This window comes from Candidatus Zixiibacteriota bacterium (genome assembly GCA_035574315.1).
GTDB lineage: Bacteria > Desulfobacterota > Binatia > UBA9968 > UBA9968 > DATLYW01.
Genome location: DATLYW010000021.1, coordinates 55,654 through 73,656, shown reverse-complemented (window position 1 = coordinate 73,656; position 18,003 = coordinate 55,654). Strand labels below are relative to the sequence as shown.

Sequence of the window (18,003 nt, the reverse complement as noted above, 5' to 3'; positions counted from 1 at the left end):
AGCCTTCCTCACGTCAGCGCGTCGGCCTCCGGACCGGCGCGCTGCGCCATCTTGACGGGCGCCTCGACCCCGACCACCTCCAGCCCGCGGCGCAGCGCGGTTTGAACGGTTCGCGCCAGCAGCATGCGCGCCAGCGTCAGCTCGAGGTCGTCGGACAGTATCCGGTGGCGATTATAATAGCGGTGAAATTCCCCCGCCAGCTCCAGCAGGTAAAACGTCACCCGGTGCGGCTCCAGCTCGCGCACGCTCTCCTCGATCACCTCGTCGAAGCGAATCGCCTGCCGGATCAGCTCCAGCTCTTCAGCGAGCTCGAGGCGCTCCACGGTCACGTGGGCGGTGCGCGCCTCGTCCCACGGCACGCCGGTCCTGCGCGCCTGTTCGAACACGCTGGAAACCCGCGCGTGCGCGTACTGAACGTAGAAGACCGGATTTTCGCTCGACTGTCGCTTGGCCAGATCGAGATCGAAGTCGAGATGGCTGTCGGGCTTGCGCATCAAGAAGAAAAACCGGGCGGCGTCCTTCCCGACCTCCTCGATGACCTCCTGCAGCGATACGAACTCCCCGGTCCGTTTTCCCATGCGGACCGGCTCGCCGCCCCGCGTGAGCTGCACCATCTGCACCAGCACCACCTGCAGCACGTCCGGATCGTAACCCAGACCGCGCAAGGCCGCCTTGATTCGGGGCACGTAGCCGTGGTGGTCGGCGCCCCAGACGTTGATGAGCCGGTCGAACTTGCGCTCGAACTTGCTGCGGTGGTAGGCGATGTCGCTCGCGAAGTAGGTGAGCTCGCCGTCGCTCTTGACCACGGTCCGGTCCTTGTCGTCGCCGAACTGCGTCGACCGGAACCACTGTGCGCCGTCCTTCTCGTAGATAAGGCCGCGCTCCCGCAGCAGCGCCATTGTCCCGGCGACCTCGTCCCGGGCGCGCATCGCGCGCTCGCTGAAGTAGGAATCGAAGCGGATGCCGAACGCGGCGAGCTGTTCCCGGATCTGTTCCAGCAGCGCGGCGCCGCCGTACTCAGTGCAGAAGGCGACCGCCCGCTCCTTGGTCTCGCCGAGCAGACTTTCACCCTTCTCGGCCTTGAGCCGGGCTGCGATCTCCCTGACGTAATCCCCGGGATAGCCGTCGGCGGGAAACTCCACGACCTCGCCGAACAGCTCGCGATAACGCGCGTAGAGCGACAGGCCGAGGCTTTCCATCTGCTTGCCGGCGTCGTTGACGTAGTACTCGCGCTCGACCTCATAGGCCGCGGCTTCGTGGAGGCGCGCGAGCACGTCGCCGATGACCGCGACCCGGCCGTGGCCGACGTGCAGCGGGCCGGTGGGATTCACGCTCGCGAACTCGACCTGGACCCTGCGACCGCGGCCGAGGTCGAGCCGCCGCTCTCCCGCCGCCGCGAGCTCCCGGAGGCGCCGGTAGTAAAATCCCGGTGAAAAGGAGAAATTGAGAAAGCCCGGGCCGGCGATTTCCTTGCGCGCCAGGATCCCGTCCGGATCTTCGAGGTGCTTGAGAATCGTCTCGGCGATCGCGCGCGGGGGTCGCTTCGCGCTCCTCGCCCACAGAAGCGCCACGTTGGTCGTCAGGTCGCCGAATTCGCGCTGTTTGGGGGGCTCGAGAAGCAAAGGGGGGAGATCTGACGTCAGCTCTCCCCCCTTTGCCGCCTTTTCAATGGCTCGGGTCAAAAGCTGGCTAAGGTGACTGCGCATGTCTGCTTTGCACGGTCCGAAACCGCCTCGCGGAGCGGCCATGCCAACCGGCAACTCGTCTCATGAGGGAACCGCGACTCGAAGAGATCGTATGGATTTTTATAGTGATTTTCGGCCGTCAAAGCAAGCGAACCCGCCACCGCCGCGCCTCCGGCGGCAAGTCGCGCCGGCCTCAGATCCTCTCCTGCCCCGTGATCAGGTCGAAGACGCGGCACGCGATTCCGGTCGCCTCGTAACCGTCCAGGCCGGCGGCCTGCGCGATGGAGAACATCTGGTAAGCCAGCGCGCTGAACGGCACCGGCACCTGCATCTCGCGCGCCATGTCGAGGCCGAATCCCACGTCTTTCGGCATCCAGGACTTGCGCGGCTTGAACTGCCGGCTGACGATGGTCCGGCAGATCCGGTCGATCGCCTCGGAATCCTGCTGGGAGTTCTTCAGGACGTTCTGGAAGGTCCGCTCGTCCACGCCGCCCTTCTTCAGCCAGGCGAAGATTTCCGCGAGCCCGAGATGCTGGATGGCGGCGAACATCGCCATGGCGTTCTTCACCAGCTTGGCGTTGCCCAGCTCGCCGACGTAAACGATCTTCTTTCCCATCGCCCGAAAGATGGCCTGATGGCGCTGGAAAACGTCCTCGGGGCCCGAAAGCCAAAGGGACAGCGCGCCGGCTGCGGCGGCCTCCTCGACGCCCCCCGCGGAGCCGTCCAGCACCACCCATCCTTTTTTCCTCAGCTCGCGGTCGACCCCGACGATCGTTTTCTTGTCGATGCTGCTGAAGTCGACCCACAGTCTCGCCCCTCCGGCCGCCTCGTGGAGACCCCGCGGCCCCAGCCCGACCTCGCGCACCGCCTCGTTGTAGGGAAGCATCGAGAGCACGACCTCCGAGCTTTCGGCCACCTCCCTGGGCGAGTCCTTGAAAACCGCTCCTCGGGCCTCGAGCTCTTTCGCCGCGTCTCGGTTCAGGTCATTGACCGCCAGCGGATAGCCGGCCTTGATGAGATTGGCGGCCATGCCGCGTCCCATGCCGCCGGTGCCGATAAATCCGAGCTTCTCCATAGGGCCTCCTGACGCCCGAAGTTCCGTCCCGGGCCGCTCGCGCCCTCGACTTTTGTGCGGGCGGGGCTATTCCTCGACGAGCCTGACCCCATCCGGCCAGAGCACGAGGACCAGAGTCTCGCCGTCGGCGCGTGGCAGGTGAACGGACCCGGGATCGAGGAAGACGAGCTCGCCCTCGCCGTACTCTCCGTGCTCGTCGACGATCTTGCCCTTGAGCACGAGATAGAGCTCGCCGCCCACGTGCTCGTGCCGTAAGAAGGCGTTCGGTGCGGCGCCCTCGGCGACCCGGTAAAGCACCAGCTCTCGCTTGCCCTGGCGGGCGAGCCGCGCCATCGACAGGCCGTTGCCGAAGTCGCGCCAGGACAGCGCCGCAAGGGCTTCCTCGCTGACGTCCACGCGGAGAAAATCGCGCAGCGAACGGTGAAACGCCGCCATTGGAGCCGCGCCGGAGCCCGGCGCGCCGGTTTGTCGATCGCGGGCGCCGGCTAGGCGGCCGCTTCCTCGGCCTTCTTCTCTCCCCTGCGGGTACGCTTCGCCGCCTTTCGAGCCCCGCGCTCGCTCTTTTTCTTGCCTGCAGACGATGCGGCCGCTTCTTCCCCTCTCCCGACCAGCTCGACCACCGAGAGCGGTGCGGCGTCGCCGCGCCGCCGGCCGAGTTTCACGACGCGGGTGTACCCGCCCGGACGGTCCTTGAAGCGCGGGGCGATCGTGTCAAACAGGCGCCGGACCACCGCTTTGTCGCGGACGATGCCGAGCGCCTGTCGGCGAGCGTGTAGCGTTCCCTGCTTTGCCAGCGTGATGACGCGGTCAGCCCAGCGCTTGAGCTCCTTGGCCTTCGCGTCCGTGGTCTGGATCCGCTCCTCGCGCAGCAGCGAGGTCACGAGGTTGCGGATGAGCGCCCAGCGGTGGCTGGGGCTGCGGTTGAGCTTCCGGCCGGACTTCAGGTGGCGCATGGCTCAGGCGGGCTCCTTTTCCGCCGCCCGCTTGCGGCGTTCGATCTCTTCCCGGGACGGGAAATGCTCGAGCTTCATGCCCAGCTCGAGCCCCATCTCGCGGAGGACTTCCTTGATCTCGTTCAGCGACTTGTGGCCGAAATTCTTGGTCTTGAGCATCTCCTGCTCGGTCTTCTGGACCAGCTCACCGATGTAGCGGATGTCGGCGTTCTGCAGGCAGTTCTGCGAGCGCACGGAGAACTCCAGCTCGTCGACGCTCCGAAACAGGTTTTCGTTGAGCGGCGCTTTCGGGCCGTCCTCGCGTCGTTCGGCCTGCGGCTCCTCCTGGAAGTTGACGAAGATGCTCACCTGGTCCTGGAGAATCTTGGCCGCATAGGCCAGGGCGTCGTCCGGCTTGACGCTGCCGTCGGTATGAACCTCGAACACGAGCCGGTCGTAGTCGGTCCTCTGGCCGACGCGCGCGTTGGTCACGGTGAAATTGACTTTTTGCACCGGCGAGAAGACCGCGTCCATGAAGATCGTGTCCACCGGCGCGCCTTCCTCCTTGTTCCTTTCCGCCGGAACGTAGCCGCGGCCGAGCTTGGCGGTCATCTCCATTTCGAGGTGTGCGTCCCGGGAGAGCGTGGCGATCTTGTGATCGGGGTTGAGAATCTCGACGGTCGGCGGCGCGATGATGTCCTTGGCCGTCACCACTCCCGGTCCCTTGGCGTCGATCTTGAGCGTCTGCGGCTCCTCGCTGCTCAGCCGCAGCCGGACCTCCTTGAGATTGAGGATGATATCGGTCACGTCCTCGGTGATTCCCGGAATCGTGGAAAATTCGTGCAGGATGCCTTTGATCCGAACCGCGACGATCGCCGCCCCCATCAGCGACGACAGCAGGATTCGCCGCAGCCCGTTGCCGATGGTTTGGCCGAAACCGCGCTCGAACGGCTCCGCGTAGAATTTCCCATAGGTCGAGGTCAGCGTCTTTTCGTCCACCTCCAATTGCTTCGGCTTGATCAAATCCGTCCAGTGCCTAGACATGGTCGACATAGTCTCTCCCTGCCATTCGAATCTTACTTCGAATACAACTCGACAATCAGTTTCTCGTTGATCGGCATCGTGATGTCGCTGCGCGATGGTAGAATCCTGATCCGCCCACTGCAGGCGTCGCGGTCGAGTTCCGCCCACTCCGGGACGCCGCGGCGCTGCGCCCCTTCCAGGGCGCTCTGGACGCGGAGGTTCTGCCGACTCCGCTCTCGCACCGAAACGACGTCCCCGACGCGAACGTAGTACGACGGGATGTTGAGGCGTTTGCCGTTGACGAGGATGTGACCGTGCCGGACCATGGTCCGGGCCTCAGCCCGTGAGCTGGCGAAGCCCAGGCGGTAGACGACGTTGTCCAGGCGGCGCTCCAGCAGCACCAGGAGCGCCTCGCCGGTAATGCCCTTTTCCCTGGAGGCCTGGGCGAAGGTCCGGCGGAACTGCTTTTCCAGCAGTCCGTACATGCGCTTGACCTTCTGTTTTTCGCGCAGCTGGACGCTGTACTCGGAGAACTTGGGGCGCGCCTGGCCGTGCTGGCCCGGAGGATAGGCGCGCCGCTCGATGGCGCACTTGTCCGAGTAGCATCGCTCGCCTTTCAAAAAAAGCTTCAGGTTCTCCCGCCTGCACAGGCGGCAGACCGAGTCTGTGTATCTAGCCAATCCTTCCTCCTTAAACGCGCCGACGTTTCGGCGGCCGGCACCCGTTGTGCGGGATCGGCGTCACGTCCTTGATCAAGCTGATGGCGAACCCCGCGGACTGCAGCGCCCGCAGGGCCGATTCCCGGCCCGCTCCCGGCCCGCGCACGAAGATCTGCACGCTGCGCAGGCCGTGATCGATCGCCTTCTTGGCGGCGCTGTCCGCCGCCTGCTGCGCCGCGAACGGCGTGCCCTTGCGGCTCCCTTTGAAACCCATGCTGCCGGCGCTCGACCACGAGATCACGTTGCCCTGATGATCGGTAATCGTGACGATCGTGTTGTTGAACGTCGAGTGGATGTGGACCACCCCCTCGGTGATATTCTTCCGGCCCCGCCGCTTGCGTCCCGCGCGCTCGGCGCTCTTGGCTTCGGCCTGGCCCTCGGTCTTTTTTTCCTGCTTCGCTTCGGCGGTATCGTCCGCTTTTGCCATGCTTTCCTCCCGATTCGCCCTAGCCTTTCGACGGCGGCGGCTTCTTGCCGGCGACCGTCTTCCGCGGCCCCTTGCGCGTGCGGGCGTTGGTGTGGGTTCTCTGTCCCCGCACCGGCAGGTTCCTGCGGTGCCGCAACCCGCGGTAGGAACCCATCTCGATATGCCTCCGGATGTTCATCGCCACTTCCCGCCGCAGATCCCCCTCGACCTTGTAGCCCTGATCGATGATCTGGCGGATCTTGACCACGTCGTCGTCCGACAGGGCATCGCTCTTGAGATCGTAGGAAATGCCCGCCTGCTTGAGAATGTTGCGGGCGGCGCTGCGGCCGATGCCGTAGATGTACGTCAGCGCCACTTCCATCCGCTTGTTCCGCGGCAGATCGACTCCTGCTATGCGTGCCATGTTTCTGCTCCCTGGAAGCCCTCAGCCCTCGGACGGCCGGGCCGCGCCTTGCCCCTTCGCTCCGAAAGGTCGCATCTCGCTCCCGTCCCGACCTCGAACGTCGACCGGACTACCCTTGCCGCTGCTTGTGCTTGGTGTTGACGCACAGGACGCGCACCACGCCCTTGCGCCGCACCACCTTGCACTTGTTGCAGATCTTCTTGACCGAGGCTCTGACCTTCACCGCTCCCCCGTTTCCTATCGCTCCCGGTAGATGATCCGGCCCCGTCCCAGGTCGTACGGCGACAGCTCGACCTTGACCCGGTCGCCCGGGAGAATCTTGATGTAGTGCATTCGCATCTTGCCCGAAATGTGCGCCAGCACCTTATGGCCGTTCTCCAGCTCGACGCGGAACATCGCGTTCGGCAGGGTTTCCAGCACGGTGCCGGTCACCTCGATGGCGTCTTCCTTCGGCATAACAGTCCGCCCGCCCCGTTCAGAGCTTGCTCAAGATATAGGGGCCGTTTTTCGTCACCGCCACGGAATGCTCGAAATGGGCCGCCAGGCTCCCGTCTTTGGTCACGGCGGTCCAACCGTCTTCCTTGATTTTAACCTCGTGGCTTCCCGCGTTCACCATCGGCTCGATGGCGAGCACCATCCCCTCCTGCAGCCGGACTCCGCGGTCTGGCTCGCCGAAATTGGGTACCGGCGGCTCCTCGTGCAAGCGCTTGCCGATACCGTGCCCGACGAACGCCCGAACCACGGAAAAGCCGGCGCTTTCCGCCGTCTGCTGCACCGCCGCGCCGAGGTCGCCGAGCCGCTTTCCGACCCGGAGCTGTTCGATGCCGCGGTAAAGCGCCTGTTCGGTCACCTCCATCAGGCGGCGTGCCTGCTCGCTCACCGCGCCCACTCCCACCGTGATCGCCGCGTCGCCGTAGTACCCTTCGTAGATCACGCCGTAGTCGAGCCCGACGATATCCCCTTCGCGCAGGACCCGGCGCGAGGGTATGCCATGAACGACCTCTTCGTTCACCGACACGCAGAGGCTCCGGGGAAACACGCGGCCCGCGACCGTGTAGCCCTTGAACGCCGGCACCGCCTTCCTCTTGAGCGTCAGCTCCTCGGCGAGAGCGTCCAGCTCGAGCGTTGTCACGCCCGGAGCGATCGCGCGCTTTAGCTCCTCGAGCACCTCGGCCACGATGATGTTGGCCCGCCGCATGATCTCGATCTCGCGGGGGGATTTGAGCGAGATCACGCCGCGGCGCCTCCCAGGGCAGCCATCAGGCGGTCCCGGATCTCGGCAATGGTCCCGACCCCGTCGAGCTCCCGGAGGAGACCCCGTTCCCGGTAGTATCCGATCAACGGCGCCGTTTGCTTATCGTAGACCTCCAGACGCCTCGCTATGGTCTCTTCCCGATCGTCCTCCCTCTGGTAGAGCTCTCCGCCGCAGCGATCGCAGACGCCCGGTCTGGCCGGAGGATCGAACGTCACATGATAGAGCGCGCCGCATCGCCTGCACGTACGCCGTCCCGCGAGCCGCTCGATGATCACCTCCCGCGGAACCCGGATCGAAAGGACGCACTGAAGGTCGCGTCCCATCCTGCCCAGCATCGCGTCGAGACTCTGCGCCTGGGGAATCGTCCTGGGAAAACCGTCGAGGATGAATCCCTTCGCACAGTCGCTTTCCGCGAGCCGCTCGGCGACCAGCTCGACGATCACGTCGTCCGGAACCAGGGTTCCGCGCTCGAGATGTCGTGCCGCTTCCTTGCCGAGAGGAGTCTGCTGCGCCACGGCGTTTCTCAGTATGTCTCCGGTCGACACCTGGCACGCCTCGTAGCGCTCCCGGAGCAGTTTTGCCTGGGTTCCCTTGCCGGCTCCCGGGGGCCCCAGCAAAACGACGCGCAAACCGGCCAAGCCTAACCTCGTCTTCCCCGCAGCCGCCCGCGCTTCATGAATCCCTCGTAGCTACGTGTGATCAAATGGGTCTCCATCTGCGCCACAGTATCCAGCGCGACCCCGACCACGATCAGCAACGCGGTTCCACCGAAGTAGAACGGCACGTTGAACTGGCTGATCAGGAACGTCGGCAACAGACAAACAATCACCAGATAGATCGCGCCGATCAGCGTGATCCGGGAAAGCACGCGCTCGATGAACTCCGCGGTCTTCTGCCCCGGCCGGATCCCCGGGATGTAGCCGCCGAATTTCTTCATGTTATCGGCCACGTCGGTCGGGTTGAACACCACCGCCGTGTAGAAGAAAGCGAAAAAGATGATCAACGCGGCAAAAGCGATGTCGTGCAGCCACCGTCCCGGGCTGAGGTAGCTGGAAATCGCCTGGATCCACGGGTAGTCCGCGAACTGCGCCATCGTCGCCGGAAAGATCAGGATCGAGGAAGCGAAGATCGGCGGGATGACGTTCGCGGTGTTCACCTTGAGCGGCAGGTGCGAGCTCTGGCCGCCGTACATCTTGCGGCCGACCACCCGCTTGGCGTACTGCACCGGGATCCGCCGCTGGCCGCGCTCGACAAAAATGATGGCGCCAACCACCACGACGATCAAGACCAGCATGAAAAGCGCCACCAGGATCCCCAGCTCGCCTTCGCGGATGAACTGCAGGGTCGTCGTGACGGCCGAAGGCAGCCTGGCCACGATCCCGGCAAAGATGATCAGCGAGATCCCGTTGCCGATCCCGCGCTCGGTGATCTGCTCGCCCAACCACATGATGAACGCGGTCCCGGAGGTAAGCGTGATGACCGTCATCAAGCGAAACCCCCAGCCCGGATGGATGACGATCGGTTGTCCGCCCGGCCCCCGCGTCCCCTCCAAACCATAGCTGATCATCAATCCCTGAATGATCGACAGCACCACGGTGCCGTAGCGGGTGTACTGGGTGATCTTGCGCCTCCCGACCTCCCCCTCCTTGGACAGCCGTTCCAGGTAGGGAAACACCACCGTCAGCAGCTGCAGGATGATCGAAGCGCTGATGTAGGGCATGATGCCCAGCGAAAAGACCGAGAACTGTTCGAGCGCTCCCCCCGAGAACAGGTTGAACAGCCCGAAGATCGTGTCCTTGACCTGCTCGAAGTAAGCCGCCAGCGCCACCCGGTCGATTCCCGGCGTCGGCACGTGGACCCCGAGGCGGTAGACCGCCAGCATCGCCAGCGTGAAAAATATCCGGCGGCGAAGCTCCGGGATCCGGGAAGCGTTTTGAAAACCGCTAAGCATGAGTCGCGATCAATTCTATTTTACCGCCGCAGCCTTCGATTTTCTCCCTGGCCGAGGCCGAGAAGCCGTGAGCCTTGACGGTGAGCGCCTTGGTGAGCGAGCCGTCCCCCAGGATCTTCACGCGCTTGCCCCGGCCTCGCACGAGGCCCGCCTCCGCCAGCGCCTCCGGGGTAACCTCGGCACCGGCGGGAAAGACTTCCTCGAGCTGCTTGAGGTTCACCACCGCGGTCTCGACGCGGAACGGGTTATGAAAGCCCCGTTTCGGAAGGCGCCGCTGGAGCGGCATTTGCCCGCCCTCGAAGCCCGGCGCCACGTTGCCGCCCGATCGGGCCCCCTGGCCCTTGTGACCCCGGCCCGAGGTTTTGCCGTGGCCGGAGCCGTCGCCGCGTCCTACCCGTTTTCTCTTTTTCTTCGAACCCGCCGCGGGTTTCAAGTCGCTCAGCTTCATCTTCAGCGAATCTCCGCCAGCGCCTTTCCGCGCCGGTCCGCGATCTCTTCCGGGGCCCGCAGGTCGCGCAGGGCCTCGAAGGTCGCCTTGACCATGTTGTGCGGGTTGTTGGAGCCGATGCACTTGGTGAGCACGTTCTGGATGCCGGCCGCCTCCACGACGGCGCGCACGCCGCCCCCGGCGATCACGCCCGTGCCGTCCGAGGCGGGCTTGAGGATCACGTGGCCGGCGCCGAAGTGTCCGGTCACCTCGAACGGAATCGTGCCGTTCACCACCGGCACGCGTATGAGATTCTTTTTCGCCTGCTCCAGCCCCTTGCGGATCGCCTCGGGCACCTCGTTGGCCTTACCGAGGCCGCAGCCGACCACCGACTTGCCGTCCCCGACCACCACCAGCGCGCTGAAGCTGAAGCGGCGGCCGCCCTTGACGACCTTGGCGACGCGGCTGATGTGAACGACCTTTTCCTTTAGCTCCAATCCCTGCGGATCAATCCGTTCCAATGCACCCTCGCTGTCCCGCCGGCTAAAATTCCAGCCCGCCCTCGCGCGCCCCGTCCGCCAGCGCCTTGACCTGGCCGTGATAGAGAAAGCCGTTACGGTCGAAAACCACGCGCGTGATGTTCCGTTCCTTGCATATCCTGGCGATCTCCAGCCCGACCTGCCTGGCCGCCTCCACGCCCTTGGGTCTGGGGGTCGCGGCGGACGCCAGGGTCGACGCCGAAGCCAGTGTGACGCCCCGGTCGTCGGAGATCACCTGAGCGTAGATATGCTTGTTGCTGCGGAAGACGCAAAGGCGCGGCCGCTCGTCCGTGCCGAGAACCTTCTTCCGTACCCGCTTGCGGCGCCGGACTCGCCCGATATATCGTTCATTTCCCAACATCAGCAAACCTCGTCGCTACGCCCCCGCGGAGCCCACGGCCTTTCCGGCCTTGCGCCTGATCACTTCTTCACGGTACTTGATGCCCTTGCCCTTGTAGGGCTCGGGGGGCCTCAGGCTTCGGATCTTGGCAGCGGTTTCGCCGAGCAGCTGCCGATCCGCGCCGCTCAACGTGATGATCGTTTGGCGCTCGACCGAAGCAGTGATGCCGGGCGGGAGGGGAAACACTACCGGATGCGAGTAGCCGAGCGTCATGTGGAGCTCCTGCCCCTTCACTTCCGCGCGGTAACCCACGCCGTTGATCTCCAGCACGCGGGTAAAGCCCTTGCTGACGCCGTCGGCCATGTTGGCGAGCAGCTTCCGCGTGAGACCGTGCAGTGCCTTCACCTTGCGCTCATCCCCCCGGCGCTCCACGCGCACCACGTTCCCTTCGACCTTGACGCTGATGCCTTCCGGAACCGTGGTCTCGAGCCTGCCCTTCGGCCCCTCGATGCGAACACGGTCGCCCTCGACCGCGACCTTGAGCCCTTGCGGCAGCATTATGGGAAGTTTACCGATTCGCGACACCGTACACCTCGCCGCCTACCACACCGAGCAGATCAGCTCGCCCCCGACCCTGGCGCGCTGCGCTTCCCGGTCCACCAGGATACCCTTCGGCGTCGAGAGGATATGAATCCCCAGTCCTTTTCGGACCGGCATCAGTTCTCTCGTCCCGGTGTAGACTCGCCGTCCGGGAGTGCTCACGCGCTTGAGCCCGGAGATGACCGGGCGGTTTTCCCGGTCGAACTTGAGCTGGATCACCAGATCTTCTCCCCCGCCCCGGGCCGCCTTGACCTTCTTGACGTCCTTGACGTAGCCCTCTTCGAGCAGCACGCGGGCGATGCTTTCTTTTATGCGGGACCACGGCACCGAAACCTTCGGATGCCGCGCACGGGCCGCGTTGCGTATCCGCGTGAGCATGTCTGCAATCGGATCGGTCATCGCCATATTCTTCTCCGCCTCACCAACTCGCCTTGATCAGGCCCGGGATCTGGCCCTTGCGCGCGTAATCCCTCAAGCAGAGGCGGCACATGCGGAAACGGCGGTAGAAAGCCCGGGCCCGGCCGCACAGCGGGCAGCGGTTGTACTCTCGAACCCTGAATTTGTTCGGCCTTTCGGCCTTGACACGAAGACATTTCTTGGCCAACGGAACCCCCCCTGCGCCTCAGCCGGCAAAAGGCATGCCCAGCAGTCTGAGCAGCGACCGCGCCTCCCGGTCGGTTTTTGCCGTCGTGGTGATCGTCACCGTCATACCCCTGGGCTTGTCCACCTTGTCGGCCTGGATTTCGGGAAAGATGATCTGCTCCCGCAGCCCCAGGGAATAGTTGCCGCGACCGTCGAACGATCGGTCCGGCACTCCCTTGAAATCCCGCACCCGGGGCAACGCCGCGTGGATAAGCCGGTCCAGGAACTCGTACATGCGATCGCGCCGCAGCGTTACCATGCAGCCGATCGGCATCCCCTGGCGCAGCTTGAAATTGGCGATCGCCTTCTTCGCCCGGGTGATCACCGGTTTCTGCCCGGTGATCGCGGCGACCTCGGCCGCAGCCGTCTCAAGGGCCTTGATGTTCTGCGTCGCCTCGCCCAGGCCCACGTTCACCGTGATCTTCTCCAGCCGGGGCACCTGCATCGCGTTCTTGTACCCGAACTCCCGCTGCATCGCCGGCACGACCTCGTTGTAGTACTTGTCCTTGAGCCTCGCCATTGCCGTACCCGTCAATCTAAGGCTTCCCCGCAGCGTCGGCAAACACGCACCTTCTTCCCGTCGGAGAGGACCTTGTGCCCGACGCGCACCGGAGCGTTGCACTTGTCGCACATCAGCATGACGTTCGCCGCCCGGATGAGAGCCTCTTTCTCGACGATCCCGCCGGGATGCTGAGGACCGCGGGGCCGCATGTGTCGCTTGACCAGGTTGAGCCGCTCGACCACCACCCCGCCCTTCTTGGGCACCACCCGCAACACTTTCCCGGTCTTACCGCGCTCCTTGCCGGCGATCACCATGACGCTGTCGTTCTTTCGGATATGCACGGTTAGCCTTCTCCCCGGGCCCGCCGCTATAACACCTCGGGCGCCAGCGAAATGATCTTCATGAACTTCTTGGCCCTGAGCTCGCGCGCGACCGGACCGAAAATACGGGTTCCGATCGGCTCCTTCTGGTTGTCGATCAGCACCGCCGAGTTGTTGTCGAAGCGGATGTAGGTCCCGTCGGGGCGTCCCACCTCCTTGGCCGTCCGCACCACCACCGCTTTCATCACGTCGCCTTTCTTGACCTTCGCGTTGGGGACCGCCTCCTTGACCGACACGACGATAATGTCGCCGATCGAGGCGTACCGCCGCCGGCTTCCGCCCAGCACCTTGATACACTGCACCTTTCGGGCCCCCGAGTTGTCCGCCACGTCGAGAACCGTCCGCATCTGAATCATGACCCCACCTCGACCGGCTCGGTTTCGACCGCCGTCTTGGCGCGCTCGAGGATCTTGCGGACGCGCCAGTGCTTGGTCCGGCTGATCGGACGGCACTCCACGATCAGCACGCGGTCGCCCACCCGGCATGCGTTGGCCTCGTCGTGCGCCATCATCTTCGTGCGGCGGCGCAGGTACTTCTTGTACTTGGGGTGCATGATCGTACGCTCCACCGCTACCACCACCGTCTTCTGCATCCGGTCGCTCACCACCACCCCGGTGCGCTCCTTTCTCAGCCCCCGCTGCTTCATACTCCGCCCTTCTCCCTCGCGAGCGCCTTTTCCCGGAGCACCGTCTCCACCCGCGCCAGCTCCCGCCGGGTCTGCCGCAGCTTCATCGGGTTCTCGAGCCGGCTGGTCGCGCGCCGCAGCTTCAGGTGACTGATCTCTTCGCGCAGCTCCGATCGCTTGCGCGCGAGATCTCCGTCGCTCATTTCCCTCAGCTCTCTAGCCAGCATGAGCCAGCCCCCTTCTTTCGACGAAAATAGTCGGAATCGACAACTTGTGGGCCGCCAGCCGGAAAGCCTCCCGCGCCAGGTTCGCCTCGACCCCTTCCATCTCGAAGAGAATCCTGCCGGGTTTGATCACCGCCACCCACAGCTCCGGAGCCCCCTTGCCTTTGCCCATCCGGGTTTCCGCCGGCTTTCTCGTAAGCGGCTTGTCGGGGAAGATCCGGATCCAGACCTTGCCGCCGCGTTTCAGGTAGCGCGTGAGCGCCACCCGAGCCGCCTCGATCTCACGTGCGGTCATCCAGCCGCGCCCCACCGCTTTCAGCCCGTAGTCGCCGAAGGCGAGCGAGGCCCCGCGATAAGCCAGGCCGCGCCGCCGGCCCTTTTGTTGCTTGCGATATTTTACTTTTTTCGGTTCGAGCATCGATCTGCGAGTTTCCCGTTTCGGGCTCGAGGTTGCAGTTGCCGCTTCGATCTCTCAAGCGGAAACCGACAACCTGATTGTTATCCGCCCAGCATCGCCTTCTGCTGTTCCTCTTCCTCGGTCAATACCTCGCCGCGAAAGATCCAGACCTTGACGCCGATCACGCCGTACGTGGTCCGCGCCTCCGCGAAGCCGTAGCTGATGTCGGCCCGCAGCGTGTGCAGCGGCACCCGGCCCTCCCGGTACCACTCGGTGCGCGCGATTTCCGCTCCGCCGAGCCGCCCCGCGCACTGGATCTTGATCCCCTGGGCCCCCATCCGCATGGCCCGGGAAACGCTCTCCTTCATCGCCCGCCGGAAGGCGACCCGCCGCTCGAGCTGGAGGGCGACGTTTTCCGCGACCAGCTGCGCGTCGAGGTCGGGGCGTCGCACCTCGTGGATGTTGATGTAGGTTTCCCGGCCCGTGAGCTTGGTGAGGTCTTCCTTGAGCTTTTCGATCTCCGCCCCTTTCTTTCCGATCACGATGCCGGGGCGCGCGGTGTGTATGTTGATCTTGGCCTTGTTCGCCGCGCGCTCGATCTCGATCCGCGAAATGCCCGCATGGTAAAGTCGGCTCTTGAGAAACTTCTTTATCCGCAGGTCTTCGTGCAGCAGCTTGGCGTAGTCCTGGCGGGCATACCACCGCGAGTCCCAGGACTCGATCACGCCGAGCCGAAAAATCTTGGGATGCGTCTTCTGGCCCATCCGGTCAGCTCCTCTCCTCGGCCTCGTCCAGGACGATCGTAATGTGGCTCAGCCGCTTGCGGATCCGAGTGGCCCGGCCCTGGGCGCGCGGCGTGAACCGCTTCCACATCCCGGCTTCGTCCACCCTCGCCCGCTTGACGTACAGCCGGTCGACGTCCACGCTCTGGGTGTTTTCCGCGTTCGCCACGGCGGCACGGAGCGTCTTGGCGACCGTGCCGGCGGCGCGCTTCGGAATGAATTTCAGGATATTCAACGCCTCCTCCACGCCCTTGCCCCGGATCTGGTCGACGACCAGCCGGACCTTGCGCGGCGAGAGTCTCGTGAATCGGGTGATCGCGCGGGCTTCCATCTTTCCTTACCTTCCCAGCGTAGCTCCCGCTGGCGTCAGCTCTTCGGCGGCGCGCCAGGTGCAGGCCGCGGAGCCCCGGTGGTTTCCTTGGCCTCTCCCTTGCGGTCCCCTGAATGCATGAAAAAGGTCCGCGTCGGCGCGAATTCTCCGAGCTTGTGGCCGACCATGTTCTCGGTGATGAAAACCGGGATGAACTTTCGCCCGTTGTGCACCCCGATGGTGTGACCCACCATCTCCGGAGTGATCGTCGAACGACGCGACCAGGTCTGGATCACGCGCTTTTGCCGCGACTCGTTCATCGCGGCGATCTTCTTCGCGAGATGCTCGTCGACGAACGGTCCTTTTTTCACCGAACGCGCCATTTTCGCTACGCCTTTCTACGCTGCACGATGTACCGGTCCGACGCGCGGTTCTTGCGCGTCTTGTAGCCCTTGGTGGGCTTGCCCCAGGGCGTCATCGGGTGATTGCCCTTGGAGCGGCCTTCGCCGCCGCCGTGCGGATGATCCACCGGGTTCTTGGCGATCCCCCGGGTAATGGGGCGCCGGCCGAGCCACCGCATCCGCCCGGCTTTTCCCCACGAGATGTTCTCCTGGTCGGCGTTCCCGACCTGGCCGATCGTCGCCCGGCAATCGGCGAGCACGTAACGCAGCTCGCCCGAGGGCAGTTTGAGCAGCGTGTAGTTGCCTTCCTTCGCCATCAGTTGCGCCCCGGAACCGGCGCTGCGGGCGAGCTGCCCCCCCTTGCCGATCTTGAGCTCAATGTTGTGCACCACGGTTCCGACCGGGATGTACTTGAGCGGCAAGGAATTCCCCGGCTGGATGTCGACGTTGTCGTCGCCCGCCACCACCTGGTCCCCCACCTTGAGCCGATCAGGCGCGAGAATGTAGCGCCGCTCGCCGTCCGCGTAGCAGAGGAGCGCGATCCGACACGAACGGTTCGGATCGTACTCGATCGCCTCCACCTTCGCCGGCACCCCCTTCTTGTCGCGCTTGAAGTCGATCACCCGGTACAGGCGCTTGTGTCCGCCGCCGCGATGGTCCGCGGTCACGCGCCCGGTGTTGTTGCGCCCCCCGCTGCGCTTGAGCGGCTCGCACAGCCCCTTTACGGGCTCGGTCCGCGTGATCTCCTCGAAGGTCAGACCCGTGCGGAAGCGTATTCCGGCGGAAGTCGGCTGATAGGTCTTGATGGCCATGGCGGTTCTTTAAGCGCCTCCGAAAAAGTCGATCTTGTCCCCTTCCCTGAGGGTCACGTAGGCCTTCTTCCACTGCGGCCGCCGTCCGATGTTCCGTCCGACCCGGCGCACCTTGCCCAGATAGCGGGACATCCGGACCTTGACGACCTTGACCTTGAACAGGCTCTCCACGGCCCGCTTCACGTCGATTTTGTTGGCGTCCGGTCGCACCTTGAACAGCACCTGGTTCGCGCTTTCGGCGAGCAGAGAGCCCTTCTCGGAAATCAACGGCGCTTCGATAACGGATTCGGGTCCTTTCATGCCGCCAGCCTCTCTTCGAGCAGCCTGAGCGCTCCTTCGGTAAGGATCAAGTGCTCGTAACGGAGCAGGTCGTAGACGTTGAGCCCTTCGACGCGCAGCACTTTGACCCCGGGGAGGTTGCGCGCCGAACGCTCGACCGTCTCCTCGGATGCAGGAATCACGATCAGCGCGCTCGAGACCTGGAGATCCGCCAGCGCCTGCGCCATCAGGCGCGTCTTCGGCGCCTCGAGATCGAACCGGTCCACCACGATCAGCTTCCCGTCGCGCCGTTTCGCGCTCAGCGCCGACAGCAGCGCCTGCCTGCGTGCGGCCCGCGGCATTCGGGAAAAATAATCGCGCGGCTGCGGACCGAAGATCGTCCCGCCGCCGACCCACAACGGAGAGCGGATGCTGCCGGCGCGAGCGCGCCCCGTACCCTTCTGCCGCCATGGCTTCTTGCCGCCCCCGCTCACCAGTCCCTTGGACTTGGTCGCCACGGTACCGGCCCGCCGGTTACGCAGCTGCATCACCACCGCCTCGTGCAGGAGCTCCAGGCGCTCCTTGACGCCGAAGATCCGTTCGTTCAGCTCGGGTTGAATGACGCGAACTCCCATTGCCGCCTACCCCTTGACCGCGCGTTTTACGATCACCACGCCGTGCCTGGCCCCCGGGACCGCGCCCTTGACCAGCAGGAGGTTCTGCTCCGGGCGCACTTCCACCACCTCGAGGTTTTGCACCGAAATCCGCTCGTTGCCCCAGTGGCCGGCCATTTTCTTGCCTTTGCGGACGCGGCCCGGAAAGGAGCGGTTGCCGATGGAGCCGCCGTGGCGAAAATATTCGTGCGTGCCGTGCGATCCGGGAAACCCGCCGAAGGACCAGCGCTTGATCACGCCCGCGAAGCCGTGGCCCTTGGAGGTCCCCGCGACGTCGACGCGGTCTCCAGCTTTGAAGAGGTCGCCGACCTTGATCTCCTGGCCGACCTCGTAGCGCGCCACGTCGTCGGAGCGGAACTCCCTCAGGACGGCGAACGCGCCCTTTCCCGCCTTCGCGAAGTGGCCCTGCTCGGCCTTGTTCACCCGCTGGAGCTTGCGCGCGCCGTAACCGAGCTGAAGCGCGTTGTAGCCGTCCCGAGCAGTCTCTTTCTTTTGCACGACTACGCAGGGACCCGTCTGGATCACGGTCACGGGGACGACGTTGCCCTCGGCGTTGTAGTATTGCGTCATCCCGATCTTCTTTCCGATAAGCCCCGCCATCGCAAAACCTCGCAAGCGCC

32 protein-coding genes are annotated in these 18,003 nt (G+C 64.7%); all 32 read right to left on the bottom strand.

Annotation, left to right across the window (positions count from 1 at the left end; genetic code table 11):
* Positions 1-8: 8 nt before the first annotated feature.
* The 32 genes from argS to rplC all read right to left on the bottom strand — a co-directional run bounded on the left by argS (position 9) and on the right by rplC (position 17,983).
* The gene (argS, locus tag VNN77_06640; GenBank protein HXG51062.1) at positions 9-1,706 is read right to left on the bottom strand and encodes an arginine--tRNA ligase; all 1,698 of its coding nucleotides are present in this window, start codon (positions 1,704-1,706) and stop codon (positions 9-11) included.
* Positions 1,707-1,878: 172 nt separating this feature from the next.
* Positions 1,879-2,760 (bottom strand): NAD(P)-dependent oxidoreductase, encoded by an 882-nt coding sequence (locus VNN77_06635; GenBank protein ID HXG51061.1) that lies wholly within the window; start codon positions 2,758-2,760, stop codon positions 1,879-1,881.
* A gap of 66 nt (positions 2,761-2,826) precedes the next feature.
* The gene (locus VNN77_06630) at positions 2,827-3,195 is read right to left on the bottom strand and encodes a cupin domain-containing protein (protein HXG51060.1); all 369 of its coding nucleotides are present in this window, start codon (positions 3,193-3,195) and stop codon (positions 2,827-2,829) included.
* A gap of 50 nt (positions 3,196-3,245) precedes the next feature.
* The gene (gene rplQ / locus VNN77_06625) at positions 3,246-3,713 is read right to left on the bottom strand and encodes a 50S ribosomal protein L17 (protein ID HXG51059.1); all 468 of its coding nucleotides are present in this window, start codon (positions 3,711-3,713) and stop codon (positions 3,246-3,248) included.
* 3 nt (positions 3,714-3,716) lie between these two features.
* The gene (locus VNN77_06620) at positions 3,717-4,736 is read right to left on the bottom strand and encodes a DNA-directed RNA polymerase subunit alpha (GenBank protein ID HXG51058.1); all 1,020 of its coding nucleotides are present in this window, start codon (positions 4,734-4,736) and stop codon (positions 3,717-3,719) included.
* A 32-nt stretch (positions 4,737-4,768) separates the two neighbouring features.
* The gene (gene rpsD / locus VNN77_06615) at positions 4,769-5,395 is read right to left on the bottom strand and encodes a 30S ribosomal protein S4 (GenBank protein HXG51057.1); all 627 of its coding nucleotides are present in this window, start codon (positions 5,393-5,395) and stop codon (positions 4,769-4,771) included.
* A 10-nt stretch (positions 5,396-5,405) separates the two neighbouring features.
* Positions 5,406-5,861 (bottom strand): 30S ribosomal protein S11, encoded by a 456-nt coding sequence (gene rpsK, locus VNN77_06610; protein HXG51056.1) that lies wholly within the window; start codon positions 5,859-5,861, stop codon positions 5,406-5,408.
* Between the two features lie 19 nt (positions 5,862-5,880).
* Positions 5,881-6,264 (bottom strand): 30S ribosomal protein S13, encoded by a 384-nt coding sequence (gene rpsM / locus VNN77_06605; protein HXG51055.1) that lies wholly within the window; start codon positions 6,262-6,264, stop codon positions 5,881-5,883.
* A 109-nt stretch (positions 6,265-6,373) separates the two neighbouring features.
* Complete coding sequence (gene rpmJ, locus VNN77_06600) at positions 6,374-6,487, bottom strand: 50S ribosomal protein L36 (protein HXG51054.1); 114 nt, start codon at positions 6,485-6,487, stop codon at positions 6,374-6,376.
* Positions 6,488-6,501: 14 nt separating this feature from the next.
* Positions 6,502-6,720 (bottom strand): translation initiation factor IF-1, encoded by a 219-nt coding sequence (infA, locus tag VNN77_06595; GenBank protein HXG51053.1) that lies wholly within the window; start codon positions 6,718-6,720, stop codon positions 6,502-6,504.
* Positions 6,721-6,739: 19 nt separating this feature from the next.
* The gene (gene map, locus VNN77_06590; GenBank protein ID HXG51052.1) at positions 6,740-7,498 is read right to left on the bottom strand and encodes a type I methionyl aminopeptidase; all 759 of its coding nucleotides are present in this window, start codon (positions 7,496-7,498) and stop codon (positions 6,740-6,742) included.
* Positions 7,495-8,157, bottom strand: coding sequence for an adenylate kinase (locus tag VNN77_06585; protein HXG51051.1), 663 nt, complete (start codon positions 8,155-8,157; stop codon positions 7,495-7,497). The genes map and VNN77_06585 overlap by 4 nt, the downstream gene beginning before the upstream one ends.
* Before the next feature lie 2 nt (positions 8,158-8,159).
* Positions 8,160-9,470: a preprotein translocase subunit SecY gene (gene secY, locus VNN77_06580; GenBank protein HXG51050.1), complete on the bottom strand. Its 1,311-nt coding sequence runs from the start codon at positions 9,468-9,470 to the stop codon at positions 8,160-8,162.
* Complete coding sequence (gene rplO / locus VNN77_06575; protein ID HXG51049.1) at positions 9,463-9,918, bottom strand: 50S ribosomal protein L15; 456 nt, start codon at positions 9,916-9,918, stop codon at positions 9,463-9,465. Before rplO ends, secY begins: the two co-directional genes overlap by 8 nt.
* Positions 9,919-9,920: 2 nt before the next feature.
* Entirely contained in the window at positions 9,921-10,418 is a 498-nt protein-coding gene (gene rpsE, locus VNN77_06570) for a 30S ribosomal protein S5 (protein ID HXG51048.1), read from the bottom strand.
* A 22-nt stretch (positions 10,419-10,440) separates the two neighbouring features.
* A complete protein-coding gene (gene rplR, locus VNN77_06565) occupies positions 10,441-10,797 on the bottom strand; it encodes a 50S ribosomal protein L18 (GenBank protein ID HXG51047.1) in 357 nt (118 codons plus the stop codon).
* Positions 10,798-10,812: 15 nt separating this feature from the next.
* Positions 10,813-11,361 (bottom strand): 50S ribosomal protein L6, encoded by a 549-nt coding sequence (rplF, locus tag VNN77_06560; GenBank protein ID HXG51046.1) that lies wholly within the window; start codon positions 11,359-11,361, stop codon positions 10,813-10,815.
* 15 nt (positions 11,362-11,376) lie between these two features.
* Entirely contained in the window at positions 11,377-11,781 is a 405-nt protein-coding gene (gene rpsH, locus VNN77_06555) for a 30S ribosomal protein S8 (protein HXG51045.1), read from the bottom strand.
* Between the two features lie 13 nt (positions 11,782-11,794).
* Positions 11,795-11,980, bottom strand: coding sequence for a type Z 30S ribosomal protein S14 (locus tag VNN77_06550; protein ID HXG51044.1), 186 nt, complete (start codon positions 11,978-11,980; stop codon positions 11,795-11,797).
* 18 nt (positions 11,981-11,998) lie between these two features.
* Entirely contained in the window at positions 11,999-12,538 is a 540-nt protein-coding gene (gene rplE / locus VNN77_06545) for a 50S ribosomal protein L5 (protein HXG51043.1), read from the bottom strand.
* Positions 12,539-12,549: 11 nt separating this feature from the next.
* Positions 12,550-12,861 carry a 50S ribosomal protein L24 gene (gene rplX, locus VNN77_06540; GenBank protein HXG51042.1) on the bottom strand — a complete coding sequence of 104 codons (312 nt, stop codon included), beginning with the start codon at positions 12,859-12,861 and terminating at the stop codon, positions 12,550-12,552.
* A 26-nt stretch (positions 12,862-12,887) separates the two neighbouring features.
* The gene (gene rplN, locus VNN77_06535) at positions 12,888-13,256 is read right to left on the bottom strand and encodes a 50S ribosomal protein L14 (protein ID HXG51041.1); all 369 of its coding nucleotides are present in this window, start codon (positions 13,254-13,256) and stop codon (positions 12,888-12,890) included.
* A complete protein-coding gene (gene rpsQ / locus VNN77_06530; protein HXG51040.1) occupies positions 13,253-13,546 on the bottom strand; it encodes a 30S ribosomal protein S17 in 294 nt (97 codons plus the stop codon). Before rpsQ ends, rplN begins: the two co-directional genes overlap by 4 nt.
* A complete protein-coding gene (rpmC, locus tag VNN77_06525) occupies positions 13,543-13,752 on the bottom strand; it encodes a 50S ribosomal protein L29 (GenBank protein HXG51039.1) in 210 nt (69 codons plus the stop codon). Before rpmC ends, rpsQ begins: the two co-directional genes overlap by 4 nt.
* Positions 13,742-14,167 (bottom strand): 50S ribosomal protein L16, encoded by a 426-nt coding sequence (gene rplP / locus VNN77_06520; protein HXG51038.1) that lies wholly within the window; start codon positions 14,165-14,167, stop codon positions 13,742-13,744. The genes rpmC and rplP overlap by 11 nt, the downstream gene beginning before the upstream one ends.
* A gap of 80 nt (positions 14,168-14,247) precedes the next feature.
* Positions 14,248-14,910: a 30S ribosomal protein S3 gene (gene rpsC / locus VNN77_06515; protein HXG51037.1), complete on the bottom strand. Its 663-nt coding sequence runs from the start codon at positions 14,908-14,910 to the stop codon at positions 14,248-14,250.
* 4 nt (positions 14,911-14,914) lie between these two features.
* Positions 14,915-15,259, bottom strand: a complete 345-nt coding sequence (rplV, locus tag VNN77_06510; GenBank protein HXG51036.1) for a 50S ribosomal protein L22 — start codon at positions 15,257-15,259, stop codon at positions 14,915-14,917.
* Between the two features lie 35 nt (positions 15,260-15,294).
* Positions 15,295-15,621 (bottom strand): 30S ribosomal protein S19, encoded by a 327-nt coding sequence (rpsS, locus tag VNN77_06505; protein ID HXG51035.1) that lies wholly within the window; start codon positions 15,619-15,621, stop codon positions 15,295-15,297.
* Between the two features lie 5 nt (positions 15,622-15,626).
* A complete protein-coding gene (rplB, locus tag VNN77_06500) occupies positions 15,627-16,451 on the bottom strand; it encodes a 50S ribosomal protein L2 (protein HXG51034.1) in 825 nt (274 codons plus the stop codon).
* A 9-nt stretch (positions 16,452-16,460) separates the two neighbouring features.
* Positions 16,461-16,751 carry a 50S ribosomal protein L23 gene (locus VNN77_06495; GenBank protein ID HXG51033.1) on the bottom strand — a complete coding sequence of 97 codons (291 nt, stop codon included), beginning with the start codon at positions 16,749-16,751 and terminating at the stop codon, positions 16,461-16,463.
* Positions 16,748-17,344: a 50S ribosomal protein L4 gene (gene rplD, locus VNN77_06490; protein ID HXG51032.1), complete on the bottom strand. Its 597-nt coding sequence runs from the start codon at positions 17,342-17,344 to the stop codon at positions 16,748-16,750. The genes VNN77_06495 and rplD overlap by 4 nt, the downstream gene beginning before the upstream one ends.
* A gap of 6 nt (positions 17,345-17,350) precedes the next feature.
* Positions 17,351-17,983 (bottom strand): 50S ribosomal protein L3, encoded by a 633-nt coding sequence (gene rplC / locus VNN77_06485; GenBank protein HXG51031.1) that lies wholly within the window; start codon positions 17,981-17,983, stop codon positions 17,351-17,353.
* Positions 17,984-18,003: the final 20 nt, after the last annotated feature.

Bases quoted from the DNA above. Each gene is read 5' to 3' on its own strand.
- argS (HXG51062.1), bottom strand. From the start codon at position 1,706: ATGCGCAGTCACCTTAGCCAGCTTTTGACCCGAGCCATTGAAAAGGCG.
- VNN77_06635 (HXG51061.1), bottom strand. From the start codon at position 2,760: ATGGAGAAGCTCGGATTTATCGGCACCGGCGGCATGGGACGCGGCATG.
- VNN77_06630 (HXG51060.1), bottom strand. From the start codon at position 3,195: ATGGCGGCGTTTCACCGTTCGCTGCGCGATTTTCTCCGCGTGGACGTC.
- rplQ (HXG51059.1), bottom strand. From the start codon at position 3,713: ATGCGCCACCTGAAGTCCGGCCGGAAGCTCAACCGCAGCCCCAGCCAC.
- VNN77_06620 (HXG51058.1), bottom strand. From the start codon at position 4,736: ATGTCTAGGCACTGGACGGATTTGATCAAGCCGAAGCAATTGGAGGTG.
- rpsK (HXG51056.1), bottom strand. From the start codon at position 5,861: ATGGCAAAAGCGGACGATACCGCCGAAGCGAAGCAGGAAAAAAAGACC.
- rpsM (HXG51055.1), bottom strand. From the start codon at position 6,264: ATGGCACGCATAGCAGGAGTCGATCTGCCGCGGAACAAGCGGATGGAA.
- infA (HXG51053.1), bottom strand. From the start codon at position 6,720: ATGCCGAAGGAAGACGCCATCGAGGTGACCGGCACCGTGCTGGAAACC.
- secY (HXG51050.1), bottom strand. From the start codon at position 9,470: ATGCTTAGCGGTTTTCAAAACGCTTCCCGGATCCCGGAGCTTCGCCGC.
- rplO (HXG51049.1), bottom strand. From the start codon at position 9,918: ATGAAGCTGAGCGACTTGAAACCCGCGGCGGGTTCGAAGAAAAAGAGA.
- rplR (HXG51047.1), bottom strand. From the start codon at position 10,797: ATGTTGGGAAATGAACGATATATCGGGCGAGTCCGGCGCCGCAAGCGG.
- rpsH (HXG51045.1), bottom strand. From the start codon at position 11,781: ATGGCGATGACCGATCCGATTGCAGACATGCTCACGCGGATACGCAAC.
- rplE (HXG51043.1), bottom strand. From the start codon at position 12,538: ATGGCGAGGCTCAAGGACAAGTACTACAACGAGGTCGTGCCGGCGATG.
- rplN (HXG51041.1), bottom strand. From the start codon at position 13,256: ATGATTCAGATGCGGACGGTTCTCGACGTGGCGGACAACTCGGGGGCC.
- rpsQ (HXG51040.1), bottom strand. From the start codon at position 13,546: ATGAAGCAGCGGGGGCTGAGAAAGGAGCGCACCGGGGTGGTGGTGAGC.
- rpmC (HXG51039.1), bottom strand. From the start codon at position 13,752: ATGCTGGCTAGAGAGCTGAGGGAAATGAGCGACGGAGATCTCGCGCGC.
- rplP (HXG51038.1), bottom strand. From the start codon at position 14,167: ATGCTCGAACCGAAAAAAGTAAAATATCGCAAGCAACAAAAGGGCCGG.
- rpsC (HXG51037.1), bottom strand. From the start codon at position 14,910: ATGGGCCAGAAGACGCATCCCAAGATTTTTCGGCTCGGCGTGATCGAG.
- rplV (HXG51036.1), bottom strand. From the start codon at position 15,259: ATGGAAGCCCGCGCGATCACCCGATTCACGAGACTCTCGCCGCGCAAG.
- rpsS (HXG51035.1), bottom strand. From the start codon at position 15,621: ATGGCGCGTTCGGTGAAAAAAGGACCGTTCGTCGACGAGCATCTCGCG.
- rplB (HXG51034.1), bottom strand. From the start codon at position 16,451: ATGGCCATCAAGACCTATCAGCCGACTTCCGCCGGAATACGCTTCCGC.
- VNN77_06495 (HXG51033.1), bottom strand. From the start codon at position 16,751: ATGAAAGGACCCGAATCCGTTATCGAAGCGCCGTTGATTTCCGAGAAG.
- rplD (HXG51032.1), bottom strand. From the start codon at position 17,344: ATGGGAGTTCGCGTCATTCAACCCGAGCTGAACGAACGGATCTTCGGC.
- rplC (HXG51031.1), bottom strand. From the start codon at position 17,983: ATGGCGGGGCTTATCGGAAAGAAGATCGGGATGACGCAATACTACAAC.